At 42.2% G+C, this 14,786-nt stretch carries 14 protein-coding genes; 10 read left to right on the top strand and 4 right to left on the bottom strand.

The window, feature by feature from the left end:
- The first annotated feature begins 15 nt into the window (after positions 1-15).
- The 9 genes from ACOCD9_RS14835 to ACOCD9_RS14795 all read left to right on the top strand — a co-directional run bounded on the left by ACOCD9_RS14835 (position 16) and on the right by ACOCD9_RS14795 (position 9,057).
- Positions 16-192 (top strand): DUF4089 domain-containing protein, encoded by a 177-nt coding sequence (locus tag ACOCD9_RS14835; RefSeq protein ID WP_069474623.1) that lies wholly within the window; start codon positions 16-18, stop codon positions 190-192.
- Positions 189-1,520, top strand: coding sequence for an AtzE family amidohydrolase (locus ACOCD9_RS14830; protein WP_419547867.1), 1,332 nt, complete (start codon positions 189-191; stop codon positions 1,518-1,520). Before ACOCD9_RS14835 ends, ACOCD9_RS14830 begins: the two co-directional genes overlap by 4 nt.
- Before the next feature lie 271 nt (positions 1,521-1,791).
- Positions 1,792-3,069 carry a glycosyltransferase gene (locus ACOCD9_RS14825; protein ID WP_419547866.1) on the top strand — a complete coding sequence of 426 codons (1,278 nt, stop codon included), beginning with the start codon at positions 1,792-1,794 and terminating at the stop codon, positions 3,067-3,069.
- Positions 3,056-3,847: an MOSC domain-containing protein gene (locus tag ACOCD9_RS14820; protein ID WP_287700572.1), complete on the top strand. Its 792-nt coding sequence runs from the start codon at positions 3,056-3,058 to the stop codon at positions 3,845-3,847. Before ACOCD9_RS14825 ends, ACOCD9_RS14820 begins: the two co-directional genes overlap by 14 nt.
- 316 nt (positions 3,848-4,163) lie before the next feature.
- Positions 4,164-5,225: an Mrp/NBP35 family ATP-binding protein gene (locus ACOCD9_RS14815; RefSeq protein WP_002733003.1), complete on the top strand. Its 1,062-nt coding sequence runs from the start codon at positions 4,164-4,166 to the stop codon at positions 5,223-5,225.
- A 219-nt stretch (positions 5,226-5,444) separates the two neighbouring features.
- On the top strand, positions 5,445-6,725 hold the full coding sequence (gene rodA / locus ACOCD9_RS14810) for a rod shape-determining protein RodA (RefSeq protein ID WP_287700571.1): 1,281 nt from the start codon (positions 5,445-5,447) through the stop codon (positions 6,723-6,725).
- A 10-nt stretch (positions 6,726-6,735) separates the two neighbouring features.
- A complete protein-coding gene (locus tag ACOCD9_RS14805; RefSeq protein WP_069474626.1) occupies positions 6,736-6,957 on the top strand; it encodes a DUF2283 domain-containing protein in 222 nt (73 codons plus the stop codon).
- A 42-nt stretch (positions 6,958-6,999) separates the two neighbouring features.
- Positions 7,000-7,977 carry an MvdC family ATP-grasp ribosomal peptide maturase gene (locus ACOCD9_RS14800; RefSeq protein WP_419547865.1) on the top strand — a complete coding sequence of 326 codons (978 nt, stop codon included), beginning with the start codon at positions 7,000-7,002 and terminating at the stop codon, positions 7,975-7,977.
- Positions 7,978-8,082: 105 nt separating this feature from the next.
- Complete coding sequence (locus tag ACOCD9_RS14795; RefSeq protein ID WP_419547864.1) at positions 8,083-9,057, top strand: MvdD family ATP-grasp ribosomal peptide maturase; 975 nt, start codon at positions 8,083-8,085, stop codon at positions 9,055-9,057.
- A gap of 223 nt (positions 9,058-9,280) precedes the next feature.
- On the opposite strand, the gene ACOCD9_RS14790 is transcribed toward ACOCD9_RS14795, so the two are convergent.
- From ACOCD9_RS14790 to ACOCD9_RS14775, 4 genes are all read right to left on the bottom strand, one after another.
- On the bottom strand, positions 9,281-9,814 hold the full coding sequence (locus ACOCD9_RS14790; RefSeq protein ID WP_287700567.1) for a GNAT family N-acetyltransferase: 534 nt from the start codon (positions 9,812-9,814) through the stop codon (positions 9,281-9,283).
- A 299-nt stretch (positions 9,815-10,113) separates the two neighbouring features.
- Positions 10,114-12,177 carry an ABC transporter ATP-binding protein/permease gene (locus tag ACOCD9_RS14785; protein WP_287700565.1) on the bottom strand — a complete coding sequence of 688 codons (2,064 nt, stop codon included), beginning with the start codon at positions 12,175-12,177 and terminating at the stop codon, positions 10,114-10,116.
- Positions 12,178-12,563: 386 nt separating this feature from the next.
- On the bottom strand, positions 12,564-12,818 hold the full coding sequence (locus ACOCD9_RS14780) for a DUF7219 family protein (protein ID WP_104395982.1): 255 nt from the start codon (positions 12,816-12,818) through the stop codon (positions 12,564-12,566).
- 98 nt (positions 12,819-12,916) lie between these two features.
- The gene (locus ACOCD9_RS14775) at positions 12,917-13,861 is read right to left on the bottom strand and encodes an NAD(P)/FAD-dependent oxidoreductase (RefSeq protein WP_419547863.1); all 945 of its coding nucleotides are present in this window, start codon (positions 13,859-13,861) and stop codon (positions 12,917-12,919) included.
- Positions 13,862-13,958: 97 nt separating this feature from the next.
- Here ACOCD9_RS14775 and ACOCD9_RS14770 point away from each other — a divergent pair, with 97 nt between their 5' ends.
- Positions 13,959-14,786 (top strand): YaaW family protein, encoded by an 828-nt coding sequence (locus ACOCD9_RS14770; RefSeq protein WP_287700561.1) that lies wholly within the window; start codon positions 13,959-13,961, stop codon positions 14,784-14,786.

Genomic DNA, 14,786 nt, shown 5'->3' with positions numbered 1-14,786 from the left:
GCCAGAACGAAATCTATGAATAATTCCGAAGAATACGTTATAATCATGGCGAAAATCCTAGATTTAACCATTCCTGATCGCTATTTAAATTCTGTGGTTGAAAACTGGCAACGCTTGCAAGAAATCGCCAGTTTAGTGACAGAATTTCCCTTAGAGGATGACGGGGAAAGCGCCCTCAGCTTTGAACCATGACTATTTGTGCGATCAATTTAGCTCGATCGATCCAAAATCGTCAAACTAGCGCCTTAGAAGTTATTAGCCAGACTTTGGCAGTGATAGAGGCGAAAAATCCCCATTTAAATTGCTTTACCGACATTTTACAGCCTAGGGCGCTCGCTCAAGCCCAAAAAATCGATCAAGCGATCGCCAATGGGGAATCCGTCGGTGTCTTAGCAGGAGTCCCCTTCGCCGTCAAAAATCTCTTTGATATCGAGGGTATTGTCACCCTTGCTGGTTCCAAAATCAATCGAGATCACCCTGCCGCCGGACAAGATGCGATCGCTATTCAAATCCTAGAAGCGGCTGGCGCAGTTTTGGTGGGGGCGACCAATATGGATGAGTACGCCTACGGTTTTGTCACCGAAAATGCCCATTATGGAGCCACTGCCAACCCCCTCGATCCTAGTCGCGTCTCGGGGGGATCCTCCGGCGGTTCCGCTGCTGCCGTTGCCGCTAATTTAGTGCCTCTCGCCCTCGGTTCCGATACTAATGGTTCGGTGAGGGTTCCCGCCGCTTGCTGTGGCGTGGTGGGGCTAAAACCCACCTTTGGGCGCGTATCCCGTCAGGGCCTATTTTTGTTCGTCAGTAGTTTGGATCATCTGGGATTTTTTAGCGGCAATGTGGCGGATATGGCGGCTATTTGGAGTCTTTTTGCCAAAAATAACCTTAAAGCTCCCTTAAATGGCTTAGAGGTGGTAAAAATAGCCCTTGCCGACGATTATTTTCAGCAGGGAGCCGAACCGGAAGTAATCGAGGCGGTGACAGCGATCGCCGAACGTTTAGGAGTTACCAAAAAAATCACCATTCCCGAAACCGCCCGCGCCAGGGCAGCCGCCTATATAATTACCGCTTCCGAGGGCGCAAATTGGCATTTACCGCGTTTACAGACCAGATTAGAGGATTTTGACCCCGCAACCCGGGATCGCTTCTTGGCAGGGGCATTAATTCCCTCTAGCTGGTATTTACAGGCTCAACGTTTTCGCCGTTGGTATCGTGATCGTCTGCGAGAGATTTTCAGCGAAGTCGATATTATCCTCACCCCGACGATTCCCTGTATTGCGCCACCATTAGGAGTAGAAAAAATGATTATTGACGGGCAAGAGCTATTAATTAGACCCAATTTAGGCAGATTCACCCAACCTTTTTCTTTTATCGGTTTACCTGCCCTTTCTTTGCCGATTAAACGTCCATCCCAGCTACCTTTAGGTTTACAAATCATCGCCGCCCCCGATCGCGAAGACTTAATCCTAAGGGTAGCCAGGGTTTTAGAAGAAATGCTCATAGATATCCCGCATAAGTGAGATCTCAAGGGCGCACTTAATCCTAAAATCCCTAATTTAAGGACATATAGGCAAAAAGGTCATTTTTCTAGTCTAAGTAAACAATCTATTCGTTTTTTCTTTTCCTGAATGCTGACTACTGGCTCGGAGACTCCTTTTCAATGGTTGATAGAGTCTTATTTCCTTGAATTTAACTCGATTTCTCGACTCATTAGAACAATTCGAGCCTATAATATAACAGGTTCAAATCGAGAATCAATCTTTTTATTGCCATCTATCTGCAAGGAAATCTATGAAAATTGTCATCCCGATCCTATTTTATAGCAAAGGAGGAGTGGAAAGAGTCATTATCTCTTTAATACCTAGCTTATTAGAATACGTCGAACAAATTATTATCGTCCTCCCTCGTAAGGAAATTGAATATTTTAGATCTTTAATGCCCGATTCCGATAAACTCATCTACGAGAATTTTGATTTTTATCCCCAGAGTTTTGAAACAAAATTAATCTATTTTTATGGTCTTCTAGCGAATTTTTATAAAATACTAGGACTAACTTCTATTCATCGTCTTTTCTCTCGTAGAATTGAACTTTTACGCAGCGAAGCAAGAATTAATCAGATTATCAAGCGTTACCAAGCTGATCATTGTTTGTATGGGATGACTAATCGGATTTCTCCCCCCAATGTCAAGGTTACTTTAAGTGGCATTATTTATGATGTCTTTTGGCAATTTGCTCCCTTAACTTACTCAGAATCCTATCAAGAACCCTACAATGAAGCGTTAAAAGAATGGTTAGATCGGGCTGATCTACTGTTCACAATTTCCCAAAAAACTAAAGACGATGTTTTAAAAGTTTTTCCCAATGCTACCTATGCTAGTAAATTAAAATCTGTACCCTTAGCTGGATTTATCGATGAATCTAATCTCAAGAGTAATTTAGTCAAAAGTGATCTAGTTACTTTTTATTTTCCCTCCTCTTTTGGTATCTACAAGGATCATACAACTTTGCTCAAAGCAGCCATTAAACTAGCTAAAAAAGGTTTAAAATTTCAAATAGTTTTTATTGGCAAAGAAACCGATAATCTAGTTAATGGAAATCTGCAATTGTCTCAACAGTCCAAAACCCAAGAATATCAAGATTATCTCAAAGAATGTACCCGACTTTATCGGGAAAATAAAGAAATTTTCGAGAGTCACATCAAGGGATTAGGTTATCAAGACTATGAAACCTTGCAATTTTATTATCAAACCTGTTCCTGTGTGGTATTTCCCTCAAAATACGAAGGTTTTGGATTAGCAATAGCGGAAGCCATTTTACAAGGTATTCCCGTTATCGCTGCCGATTTAGAAGTGTTTCAAGAACAGGTAGAATTATATAATTGTCCCGAAAGAGTGCAATTCTATCCTAGGGGAGATGCGGACAGTTTAGCCAACTGTTTAGAACAATTTATCCTTAATCCAATTCCTCGCTTGTTACCCGAAGATATCCCCAATAAAATTAATCTCTGGACTTGGGAAGATGTGGCGAAAAAATATGTAGAACTAATCAAAGAAAATGCAGGTTACTGATCTCTATATCTACCCGATTAAATCCTGTCGAGGTATTCAATTATCCCAAGATGAAGTGACTCCTAAAGGTTTACTCTGGGATCGAGAAATGATGTTAGTGGATGCCGAGGGTAAATTTATCACTCAAAGGGAATATCCGCAATTAGCCAGGGTTTCTGTCACGATTACAGGAGATAACTTTTCTCTGAAAACATCTCAAGATTCCCTGACTTTCCAGCCTAATTTCACAGGAGAAAAAAGAGCGGTTCAAATCTGGGAATCCCAAACCCTAGCCATGGATCAAGGGGATGAAATCGCCGAATGGTTCCAGAAAATTCTCGACATTCCCTGTCGTTTAGTGCGACAATCTCCCGATTATCCACGTTCCGCGAATCCTCGCTATGCAGGGAATGATCATACTCCCGTCAGCTTTGCCGATGGTTATCCAATTTTATTAACTAATACTGCTTCTTTAGAGGACTTAAATCGGCGTTTAGTCGCACCAGTGCCGATGAATCGTTTTCGTCCTAATATTGTTATTAGTAGCGATCGAGCTTTTAGCGAAAGTAGTTGGCAAAAGATCACAATTGGAGAGATAAATTATGCTCTAGTTAAACCCTGTAGTCGCTGTATTATCACCACCACCGATCAAGAAACAGGTAGGAGAAATCCCCAGCAAGAACCTTTAAAAACCTTAAGCACTTTTCGCCGTTTCCCCGGGGGCATCATGTTCGGAGAAAATGTCATCCCCGAAAAGACAGGTACAATTAAAGTCGGCGATCCTATTACCGTAATCTAGAGATCTAGAGATATAGGGGGATAGGGGTTATCAGTTATCAGTTATCAGTTATCAGTTATCAGTTATCAGTTATCAGATGTGAGTTTTCAGTTCACTGATTAAGTACCTAAGCAAAATTAATTACACATATCTAACCCCGCTCTTGCCTATTGCCTTTTGCCTCTTGCCTATCTTCACTAGGAAATTAATTTTGCACGACTACTTACTGTTCACTGTTCACAGCAAAAAACTCCCCACTCCCCACTGATAACTGTGCGGGCATCAAGGTTAAGATAAATAACCATAAGAACAATACTTGATTAGAGACACTGAAACCATGCCCCTTGATACCGCATCGATTTTAGAAGTATTACGTCCCGTTCAAGATCCGGAACTGCAAAAAAGCCTAGTGGAATTGAACATGATCCGCAATGTGGCGATCGATGGCGGAAAAGTTAGCTTTACCCTAGTTTTGACCACTCCTGCCTGTCCTTTGCGCGAATTTATCGTGGAAGACTGCCAAAAAGCCGTTAAACAGCTGCCCGGGGTGGAAAGTGTCGCTGTGGAGGTAACTGCCGAAACCCCGCAACAAAAAGCCTTACCCGATCGCCAAGGCGTGGAGGGGGTTAAAAATATTATCGCCGTTTCCAGTGGTAAGGGCGGTGTGGGAAAAAGTACCGTGGCTGTCAATATCGCCGTCGCCTTGGCTCATTTAGGGGCAAAAGTGGGGCTATTAGACGCGGACATCTACGGCCCCAACGCCCCGACAATGTTGGGCTTAAATGACGCACAAGTGACCGTACAGGGCGCAAATGGCGAGATATTGGAACCCGCTTTCAACCATGGCATCAAAATGGTTTCCATGGGCTTTTTGATCAACCCCGATCAACCGGTAATCTGGCGCGGTCCGATGTTAAACGGCATTATCCGTCAGTTTCTCTATCAAGTCAATTGGGGCGATTTAGACTATTTAATCGTCGATATGCCTCCCGGTACCGGGGATGCACAATTAACTTTAATTCAATCGGTTCCCCTAGCGGGTGCGGTGATTGTCACCACTCCCCAGACGGTTTCTTTAATTGATGCGCGTCGGGGTTTAAAAATGTTCCAACAGCTAGGGGCGCGGGTTTTGGGTATCGTGGAAAATATGAGTTATTTTATTCCCCCCGATCAGCCCGATCGCTCCTATGATCTATTTGGGTCCGGTGGTGGGGAAAAAACCTCGCAAGAATTGGGCATTCCTTTACTGGGATGTGTACCTCTGGAGATAGCCCTACGAGAAGGTGGTGATACTGGTGTACCGGTAGTCTTGGGGCAACCAGAATCGGCCTCAGCTAAAGCCCTAATAGCGATCGCTCGTCAGGTGGCGGCGAAAGTATCCGTGGCAGCCTATAGTTAGGGTTTGCGGCAAAAAGTTTTTCGGTGGGGGCAGGGTGTGGGGTGTAGGGTGTAGGGTGTAGGGTTTTACCCATTTTCAGGGAAAAAGTCCCTAAATTTTCCCCCCAATCACTCCAATGTCCGGTACTTTTGGATTTCAAAAAGGTCTAAAAGTCTTATCGAACAATGTTTTTAGATTTATTGAGCAAACCCTAGTTAGTTAGTAAATTTGGGGAGAGAAATGGTGAGAAGACAGTCCCTTGTTAGTAGGAAACTAAGCGGTTTTGGTGAGCAGTTTAGCTTCATTTTCCGTGATATAGCCCAAATTGATTGGCTTTTGTTCGTTTTGGTGACGGGTTTAACCGTTTTCGGTGGTTTAATGATTCGTAGTGCCGAAAGACATACCACTGCTCTCGATTGGTGGCAACACTGGTTATTCGGATGCGTGGGAGTGGCGATCGCTTTATTTCTGGCCCGTTGTCGTTACGAAAGTCTGCTGAAATGGCACTGGTTAACCTATCTTCTCACCAATCTCTCCCTAATTGCGGTAATTGTCCTAGGGGTGACGGCGAATGGGGCGCAAAGTTGGATTAATATCGGCAGTTTTAACGTGCAACCGTCGGAATTTGCCAAGGTAGGTTTAATTATCACCCTAGCAGCCCTCCTACATCATCGTCCCGCCGATAATCTTTTTGCGATCGCTCGTGTCTTTGTCGTCACTGCCATCCCCTGGGTGTTAATTATGGCGCAGCCGGACTTGGGGACGGGATTAGTCTTTGGGGCAATTACCCTAGGCATGATTTACTGGGCTAATGCGAAACTGCCTTGGATGATTATCCTCTTATCTCCCCTCGCATCGGTTTTTCTGTTTAATTTACTTTTTCCTGCTTGGATTGTTTTAGCAATTATCATCGCTGTGCTTGCTTGGTTTACCCTTCCCTACCGTTTTTTATCTACTTTCATCGTGGTGGCAACTAATCTGGCAGTGGGTAAATTAGGCGAGGTTTTTTGGGGTTTATTAAAAGAATATCAAAAAGATCGTTTAACCCTATTTCTTCACCCAGAAAAGAATCCTTTGGGGGGAGGTTATCAATTAATTCAATCCCGCATTGCCATCGGATCGGGAGAATTATTGGGACGGGGATTACACCAAGGCACCCAAACCCAATTAAATTTTATTCCCGAACAACACACCGATTTTATCTTCTCTGTAGTCGGGGAAGAATTCGGTTTTGTCGGCAGTATTCTAGTTTTAATAGCTTTCTGGTTAGTTTGTTGGCGTTTGTTAGTCATTGCTAATACTGCTAAAGAAAACTTCGGTTCTTTAATAGCGATCGGTGTTCTCTCGATGATCGCTTTTCAGGCAATTCTTAATATTAGCATGACCGTGGGATTAGCCCCGATTACAGGGATTCCTCTACCTTGGTTAAGTTATGGACGTTCATCTTTATTAACCAATTTTATCGCCTTGGGTTTAGTGGAATCCGTGGCTAATTATCGCCCCCGTAAGCGTTTGTACTAAGGAGAACGCCATGAAAGTGACCTATGATCCGGTCGTTGATGCTCTCAAAATCACCTTAAGTAATGTGCCAATTACAGAAAGCGACGAGCAGAGTCCGGGGGTGATTCTCGACTATGACCAGTGGGGGAACGTGGTGGGGTTAGAAATCCTCAATGCTCAGGAGCGGATGGACAATCCCCAGTCTTGCGAATATTCGATTCTGACAACTAAACCAGAATTTGTCGCCAGTTAAGAGAGACAAAAAGAAATTTAAATATAGGAATTTCCCACTGATATGAAAGAATCGCCTAAAGTTGTTTTATTGTTGACCCATAGCGGCGATTTTTTCACGATTGACCGCGTGGCTGAGGCGATAGAAAAAAAAGGAGCCACACCTTTTCGCTTAGATACCGATAAATTTCCCTTAGAGGTTCAACTAACAGCCCAATTTAATGGTAAAAAAAGTTTTTATCAATTAACCTATAAACATCAATCTATTGATAGTGAACAGGTGCAATCTGTTTGGACAAGACGTATTTGGCAACCTGAACTAACAGGGGATTTAGATCCTCAGTTTCGGGAGGCTTGTGTGCGAGAATCCCAGACGACTTTGGCTAGTTTTTGGGATAGTTTAAGGTCGGCGCGTTGGTTAGATAATTTAGCGCAAATTGAGAGGGCTAAAAATAAGTTATTACAACTTCGTTTGGCCTCAGAAGTTGGCTTAATTATTCCCCCTACCTTAGTTACCAATAATCCTGATGCTGCCCGGGAGTTTTTTTCCCAGGTTCAGGGAAGAATGGTGAGTAAATTGTTAACTGCGATCGCCCGCAGTATGGAGTCGCCGGAATTTTTTCTTTATACCAGTAGGGTGAAAGCAGAAGACCTTGAGGAAGCGGAATCTTTACGCTATTGTCCCATGGTTTTTCAAGCGGAAATTCCCAAACAATTAGAATTGAGAGTTGTCGTGGTTAATGGACAGACATTTGTGGGTGCTTTAGAATCTTCTCAGTATAATAATTCTGCCGTAGATTGGCGAAGACCGGGTATTGATCCGGGTGCTTGGCAACATCATACTTTACCCGATTCACTATTGCAGCAACTTCAGATTTTTATGGCTAATTTAGGGTTGAATTTTGGGGCGTTTGATTTTATCTTAACTCCTGGGGGAGAATACGTTTTTTTAGAAGTTAATCCGGGTGGTGAGTGGGGAATGTTAGAACGGGATTTAGATTTACCTATTTCTCATGCGATCGCTGATTTTTTAGTATGCTAAAAATCAAACCAAAACCTAATCAGGATTTTGAGGATTTTAGGATTATCAAGATTCTCAATCCAAAATCTAATCAGGATTCTCAATCCCAAATCATCAAGGAGATTTATGACCGTTTTAATTGTTACTTTTAGCCACGATAATGAAAGTATTCCTCTGGTAATCAAAGCCATAGAAACGATGGGGAAAAAAGCCTTCCGTTTTGATACTGATCGCTTCCCTACAGAGGTGAAAGTTGATCTTTACTCAGGCGGTCAAAAAGGCGGAATTATTACCGATGGAGAACAAAAATTAGAGCTAAAAGAAGTTTCTTCTGTTTGGTATCGACGCATGAGATACGGACTAAAATTACCCAATGGGATGGATAGTCAATTTCGCGAAGCTTCTCTTAAGGAATGTCGGTTAAGTATTCGAGGAATGATTGCTAGTTTATCTGGTTTTCATCTTGATCCAATTGCTAAGGTAGATCATGCCAATCATAAACAATTGCAGTTACAAGTGGCGCAACAATTAGGTTTATTAATTCCGGGGACTTTAACTTCTAATAATCCTGAAGCTGTCAAGCAATTTGCTCAGGAGTTTGAAGCGACAGGAATTGTGACTAAAATGCTTTCTCAATTTGCTATTTATGGAGACAAGCAAGAGGAAATGGTTGTTTTTACCAGTCCTGTTACTAAGGAAGACCTAGATAATTTGGAAGGTTTGCAATTTTGTCCCATGACTTTTCAGGAAAACATTCCTAAAGCTTTGGAATTACGCATCACTATCGTCGGTGAACAAATATTTACGGCGGCGATTAATTCCCAACAATTAGACGGTGCTATCTACGATTGGCGAAAAGAGGGAAGAGCGCTCCATCAACAATGGCAACCCTACGATTTACCGAAAACTATTGAAAAACAACTACTAGAATTAGTGAAATATTTCGGTCTTAATTATGGTGCAATTGATATGATTGTCACACCAGATGAACGTTATATCTTTTTAGAAATTAATCCCGTTGGCGAGTTTTTTTGGCTAGAACTTTATCCTCCTTATTTTCCTATCTCCCAGGCGATCGCTGAAATCCTAGTTAACTCATAAACCAACAACTACAGAGCCAGAGTATTTTATCGCATCGACGAGGCTCTGACTCCCGATTTCCCCCCCGACTACTGACTTGAAAGAGGGTGTAGGGTGTGGGGTGTGGGGTGTGGGGTGTAGGGTGTGGGGTGTAGGGTGTGGGAAGTGGGGAAGTGGGGAGTTTTCTCAGTGAACTGATAACTGATAACTGATAACTGACTCCTAACCCCACCAACAAACTTTTTCAGCAAACCCTACTTAATTTCCAGACCAAGACTTTCTCTCGTGCTTCTATCAGATCCATGCCGATTTTTTCTAAAACTCGCTTTGAAGCTATATTATCGGGAGCGCAGCCAGCGGTCACTGTTTGCATACCAGGTTGAAAAAGTGTCCAGTCCATCATTGCTTTTGTCGCCTCGGATGCGTAGCCTTGTCGTCGATATAACGGCGCTACTTGATAGCCAATTTCTACAGCATCTGTGGGTAAACCTGTGGCATCAGGAATAATTTTGATCATCACATGACCAATAAGAGTATTTTCTGTTTGATGAATAATTAAACTCCCCCACCCCCACTCATTTTGTAAGGGGAATTGCAGCAAAATATTCGCAATATCAGGTAAAGCTTGAATCAACTCTTGTTCGGCCCAGTCAGCTGCAACTTTTACCCACAAAATTGTTGCTAATTCATCGATACCTATAATTGCGGCCTTGAGAAGTTCAAGCTTGAAGGGGACTAAATATAATCGTTCCGTCACCAGTTTTTCCAGTGCTTTCATTTGATAAAACTACTATATCAGTTATCAGTTATCAGTTATCAGTTAGTAGCTTGTTAATCAACTTATACCATTTCTCTAAATGAAAACTACACATCGAATTTAAGTCACCCTTTTTAAGGGGGATTTAGGGGGATTAAACTTCTGTAGTCAGACTTTGGAGAATTGGTATTACCCAGCAAAAACCTCATTCTCTAGTTCTCCTGAGAGGGGGAAGTCTGAAAAATTTTCCCTACCCCCTACACCCTACCCACCACACCTCATACCCTGTCTCACTTTCAATCTGTTTGTCACCCCATTAGCTATATTCTCACCCATTTTAAGGTTTTTGGGTCTTTATCGTAACGATAATTAAAACCATCTTTGGCAGTAATAATTTTACCTAAACTGGCTCGATTACGAACGCTACTTAAAGAATAATCAGTTAGGGACTGCATTTGTTGATGGGACAAACCTTCGGCTATTTCAGAAACTCCGGCAATTTCCGCATCATGCTCAGTTTTAACCTCAGACAAAGTCTCTATTTTTACCGCCGAAAAATTTTCTGATTTTTTTGACATCATCACTAGGTTATTCACTTTTTTGCGCTGATAATCTTCTACAGTTGACAGCTGCCAATGGGAATTTTCTGTTAACTCTAAGACCCATCGATGATAATTAAATAAACTTTCCCGATGACCAACACTAATAAAAGTGGTTTCACTTTCCTGTAATTGCTGATATAAGCTGGCTTCATTGGCCAAATCTAAAGCGCTGGTTGCTTCATCTAAGATAGTAAAAGTGGGTTTAGTGATTAATAGTCGAGCAAAAGCTAGTCTTTGCTGTTCTCCCAGAGATAAAATTTGTTCCCAGTTTACTTCTTTATCTAAGCTATTTTTGTCAGTTAATAAATGTTGCAGGTTGACTTTTTTTAAGATGTTTTCTAATTCTTCATCGCTCACCTGATCATTGGTATGGGGATAAAGTAATTGCTGGCGTAAAGTGCCAAGGATAATATAAGGACGTTGGGGTAAAAATAACATTTTAGCTAAAGGAGGACGCACTAAACGACCACTACCTGCTTTCCATAAACCGGCGATTGCTCGTAACAAGGAACTTTTTCCTCGACCACTGGGGCCAATAATCAGTAGGCTTTCTCCCAAAGGGACAGAAACCGATAAATTCTCCACAATTACCTTTTCATAATCGGGAGTTTGTAGGGTAAAATTTTCAAAAGCTAGACGATTATCTTCCAGGGTGATAATACGACTTAAGTTTTTCGGCTCTTCACTGGCAACTTTTAAGGCATCTGTCAAGGTAGCTAACCGTTCAATATAACTGGAAACTTTACCCGATGTTCCCCATTCAGTAATTAATTGTCCCAAGGCATTAGAAAAAAGGAAACAGCATAAACTCGCTTGACTAATTTCTCCATAATCGATTTCGTTTTTAATAAACATCGGGGTCAAAATAAACATTGAAAATACACTAATCGCTGACTGATAACCTCGATTAAAAAGATTATTAAACCGTTCCCAATTGATCAGTTTTTCCGAGCTTTGAATAACCCGTTCAAAACGGCCTTCAATGATTTTTTCTTCCTGCTCTTCTCCCTGAAAAAAAGCAATGGATTCGGCGTGGTTACGCACATGGGTTAAAGCATAATTATAATCAGCTTTGTTATTAAGTTCAGATTGATTAATTTTGTTTAATTCTTGAGTTAGATAAATTGCTATTAAATTTCCTGCGAGCGTATAAATTATTAGATAAACCGCAATTTGCCGAGAAATTGTCCAAAGAATAATCGCAAAAGTAATCATTTGTAACCCTTTTTCCACGAAGGTAATTAACAACCTTAGGGTCATGGTCGTAATTGGTTCAATTTCTTGAGATAATCTTTGATCGGGATTTTTTAAGTTCGAGGTAAAATCAATGTTATAATAAGCGCGATAATTGAGATATTTTTTGACGGTTTGTTTCGTTAACCACTTATACCAATCTAATGCCACTTTGCGACGAATAAATTGAGAAAAAGCAAATAATCCCGTTGTTCCTATAATCAACAAACTGGATAACCACAGCGTATTTAGATATTTAGAAAGATCTCTATCTTCAATAATAATATCGAGTACATAACGATTCCAGTAGCTACTAAAAGCTTCTACCCCCACCGTTGCCAAGATACTTAAAAGAATCAAAGCTGACATTCCCCAAGAAATGATCACATCTCCAAAGGCACGTCCATTTAACTCCGTTGGATACCAATAGGGTTGAGCCACAATTTTTAGGCTTTCCCAAAATTGACCAAATAGTGAAAAGGGATTCTTGGCGGACTGGTCGGACACAACAGGGTTTTCCGTTGCTTGTTTAGTAGTATATTGGGGCATCTAGATCCAATTGGCAGTTCTTTTACTGTTCTCTTGACAACTCGCTATCATATTTTAGCGGCAGAATTACCTCTTATTGTCTTTTGGTAACATTTTTATCTCGAAGACGAAAGTGACCGATGATCCGGTCGTTGATGCTCTCAAAATCACCTTAAGTCATCTGCCGAAATGCTCAGGAGCGGATGGACAATCCGCAGTCTTGTGAATATTCGATTCTGACCACTAAACCGGAATTAGTCGCCACTTACCCAGTCCCAGTCTCTCAGAATACTGCCAACTATGGCGAGAAAGCTCTGAGATAACTAAGAACTACTTGACCCACTTTTGTTACTGTGGCACTTTAGATACTGTTTACTGTTTACTGATCACTGAAAAACCCCCATCTCTCAATCTCCGTCATCCTCAAAATGATTAGCTAACAGGAATTTTCGACTGGTATTCAACTCTTGCCAAAGCTGGTTAATTTTCTCGTAAGCTTCCGTGGAGGTAAGCTTTCCCCCAGTGTGTAAACCAGCGATAAAAGAGACTCTCAGGGCGAATTCCTGCAAGTTAGCGTTAAAAACTAAATTTTGTGGCGTGAATAAACCCCTGTAGCTGGTTTTAGGGTAGAGAAAGTTATCTTTAGAATTGAATTTTTCCATTGTGACCAACCCCCCAGTATAGGATATCTACATTATTATATATTTAACCTTTTGTTAACCCAAGCTTAACCTAAGAATTTAAACCTGTCTCTAGATTCTTAAGAGAGTAGCTGCTCAACTTGATTAGCCGCCGCTATCCCGGAAGTTAAGGCCGTTTCTAGGGAAGAATTTCTCGATAAATCTCCTCCTTGACACCAATCACCACAGGCAACTAGAGGTAAAGGACTATTAACACTTAAACAGGGTACGGCTAAACCCTGACGGACTAAAGCATAACGCCAACGGTGCAGCTGAGACCAATCCGGGAGAGGCAAAGAAGCGCGAGCGAGTAAATCTAGCTTAACTGCTTCTAAATCCTCGCTATCGAGATATTTAACCGCAAAATCGGCAGTACTATGCACAACAAAGACATAATCAGGGGATGATTGCCGTTTACTGCTATCAAGTCCTAACCAAGCGATGGCGGTAGAGGGAGCAACTGCGGGTAAAGAAGCGCCATAACCCGCCATTACCGTTAAACAGGGATCGTAAACGATTGATCGCAATTCTGGCATAGTAGTTATGAGAGAGTTTTCTAATAATAACGCCGCTTGCGGGGCGGGAATAGCCAGGACAATCACCGAAAACTCCCCCCGAATTTGACCGTTATTGTTTAAAAACCATTTTTCTTGATGATTTTCCAGACGAGTAACCAGAAAATCTCGTTCAATTTCTAAACCTTGAGCTAAAAATTTCGCCACGCTGTTGATGCCAGAAGGAGCAACATAGCTAGAATCAAACCAAGAAGTAACTATATTCTCTCTCAGCAGATTATCAATTAAAGCCGCCGTTTTTTCGCCCTGAATAGTCAAAAAAGGCAAGCCATGATCTACGGCAATCACTTGATTAGCTCGATTAACCCGTCGCGTGGCTAAACGACCACCAATGCCTCTAGACTTATCAAATAGCTTAACAGTATAACCTCGATCGCACAACTGACGAGCGCAGGTTAACCCGGCTAAACCCGCACCAATGATCCCAACCTTAATCGAAAAATTTGTCACTAGCCTTCCTAATCCTGTGAACCCTTGAGTTAATATTAGTAGTAATCAGCACTAGCGAAACTAAGTTGATTATTGGGGCTGAGGAGGACAAACCACATTGGACGAACTACGCACAGCTTTGGAGTTAGCCACCGAGGAGGAACTACAGCAAATCACTAACATCCTCTTTTGCCGTCGTTTTAACCCTCTCGATTATCTACGAGCGCCGGACGCAATCGCCGTTCAAAGTCAAGATTGGGATAGTTGGTTAGATAGCGTCGAGGATCGTTTTCGTTATTTAGCTGCCGATGGTGTGACAGTATTAAAAGGTCAAACCGAAAAAGTTAGTTATCGTCAAATTCTCGTCCGTGTCTGTCATTTCCTCAAGGTTCCCTACTCCCAAAAAATGCCGACAACGGAAATTGAAGCGGAAATCTATCTTCACCTCGTTAACAAAGCTTGGAAACGTCTCCCCCCATCGGAACAAAAATCCCTCTCGATTCAAATTCAAAAGGCGCTCGCGGATTCCCACACTCCCCAACCCTTACCCGTTCACCTACAACACAATCCCCTCGATATAGTCCTCAAAGGCGGCAGCGTCATCGCCGTTAATTCTATCCTGAAACCGATTCTGCTTAAACATATCGCCGGGCAGTTCGCTCTCCATTTTGCCCGCTATCAAGGGGCAAAAACTGCCCTAGTCCAGGGTGGGGCAATTGTTAATCAAATCGCCCTACAAACGGCTAAACAGGGCATGACTAGGGCGGCGGCCCGGTACGGAGCGGTCAGAACCGTGTTAAGTTTGGTGGGACCGGCTTTATGGGGTTGGTTTATTGCTGACCTCGGTTGGAAAGCGATCGCCACCGATTACGGCCGGATTATCCCGACTATTTTTGCCCTTGCCCAAATTCGTCTGACTCGTGAGGATTGTTGGCAACCTGCCTAG

The sequence above is a fragment of the Microcystis sp. genome, from assembly GCF_048564745.1.
Lineage (GTDB): Bacteria > Cyanobacteriota > Cyanobacteriia > Cyanobacteriales > Microcystaceae > Microcystis > Microcystis ichthyoblabe_A.
The sequence above is the reverse complement of the archived record's forward strand: the minus strand, read 5'-3'. Positions and strand labels throughout refer to the sequence as shown.

Coding starts and splice junctions, on each gene's coding strand:
- ACOCD9_RS14825 (WP_419547866.1), top strand. CDS start 1,792: ATGAAAATTGTCATCCCGATCCTATTTTATAGCAAAGGAGGAGTGGAA.
- ACOCD9_RS14790 (WP_287700567.1), bottom strand. CDS start 9,814: ATGAAAGCACTGGAAAAACTGGTGACGGAACGATTATATTTAGTCCCC.
- rodA (WP_287700571.1), top strand. CDS start 5,445: ATGGTGAGAAGACAGTCCCTTGTTAGTAGGAAACTAAGCGGTTTTGGT.
- ACOCD9_RS14785 (WP_287700565.1), bottom strand. CDS start 12,177: ATGCCCCAATATACTACTAAACAAGCAACGGAAAACCCTGTTGTGTCC.
- ACOCD9_RS14820 (WP_287700572.1), top strand. CDS start 3,056: ATGCAGGTTACTGATCTCTATATCTACCCGATTAAATCCTGTCGAGGT.
- ACOCD9_RS14795 (WP_419547864.1), top strand. CDS start 8,083: ATGACCGTTTTAATTGTTACTTTTAGCCACGATAATGAAAGTATTCCT.
- ACOCD9_RS14815 (WP_002733003.1), top strand. CDS start 4,164: ATGCCCCTTGATACCGCATCGATTTTAGAAGTATTACGTCCCGTTCAA.
- ACOCD9_RS14780 (WP_104395982.1), bottom strand. CDS start 12,818: ATGGAAAAATTCAATTCTAAAGATAACTTTCTCTACCCTAAAACCAGC.
- ACOCD9_RS14830 (WP_419547867.1), top strand. CDS start 189: ATGACTATTTGTGCGATCAATTTAGCTCGATCGATCCAAAATCGTCAA.
- ACOCD9_RS14805 (WP_069474626.1), top strand. CDS start 6,736: ATGAAAGTGACCTATGATCCGGTCGTTGATGCTCTCAAAATCACCTTA.
- ACOCD9_RS14835 (WP_069474623.1), top strand. CDS start 16: ATGAATAATTCCGAAGAATACGTTATAATCATGGCGAAAATCCTAGAT.
- ACOCD9_RS14800 (WP_419547865.1), top strand. CDS start 7,000: ATGAAAGAATCGCCTAAAGTTGTTTTATTGTTGACCCATAGCGGCGAT.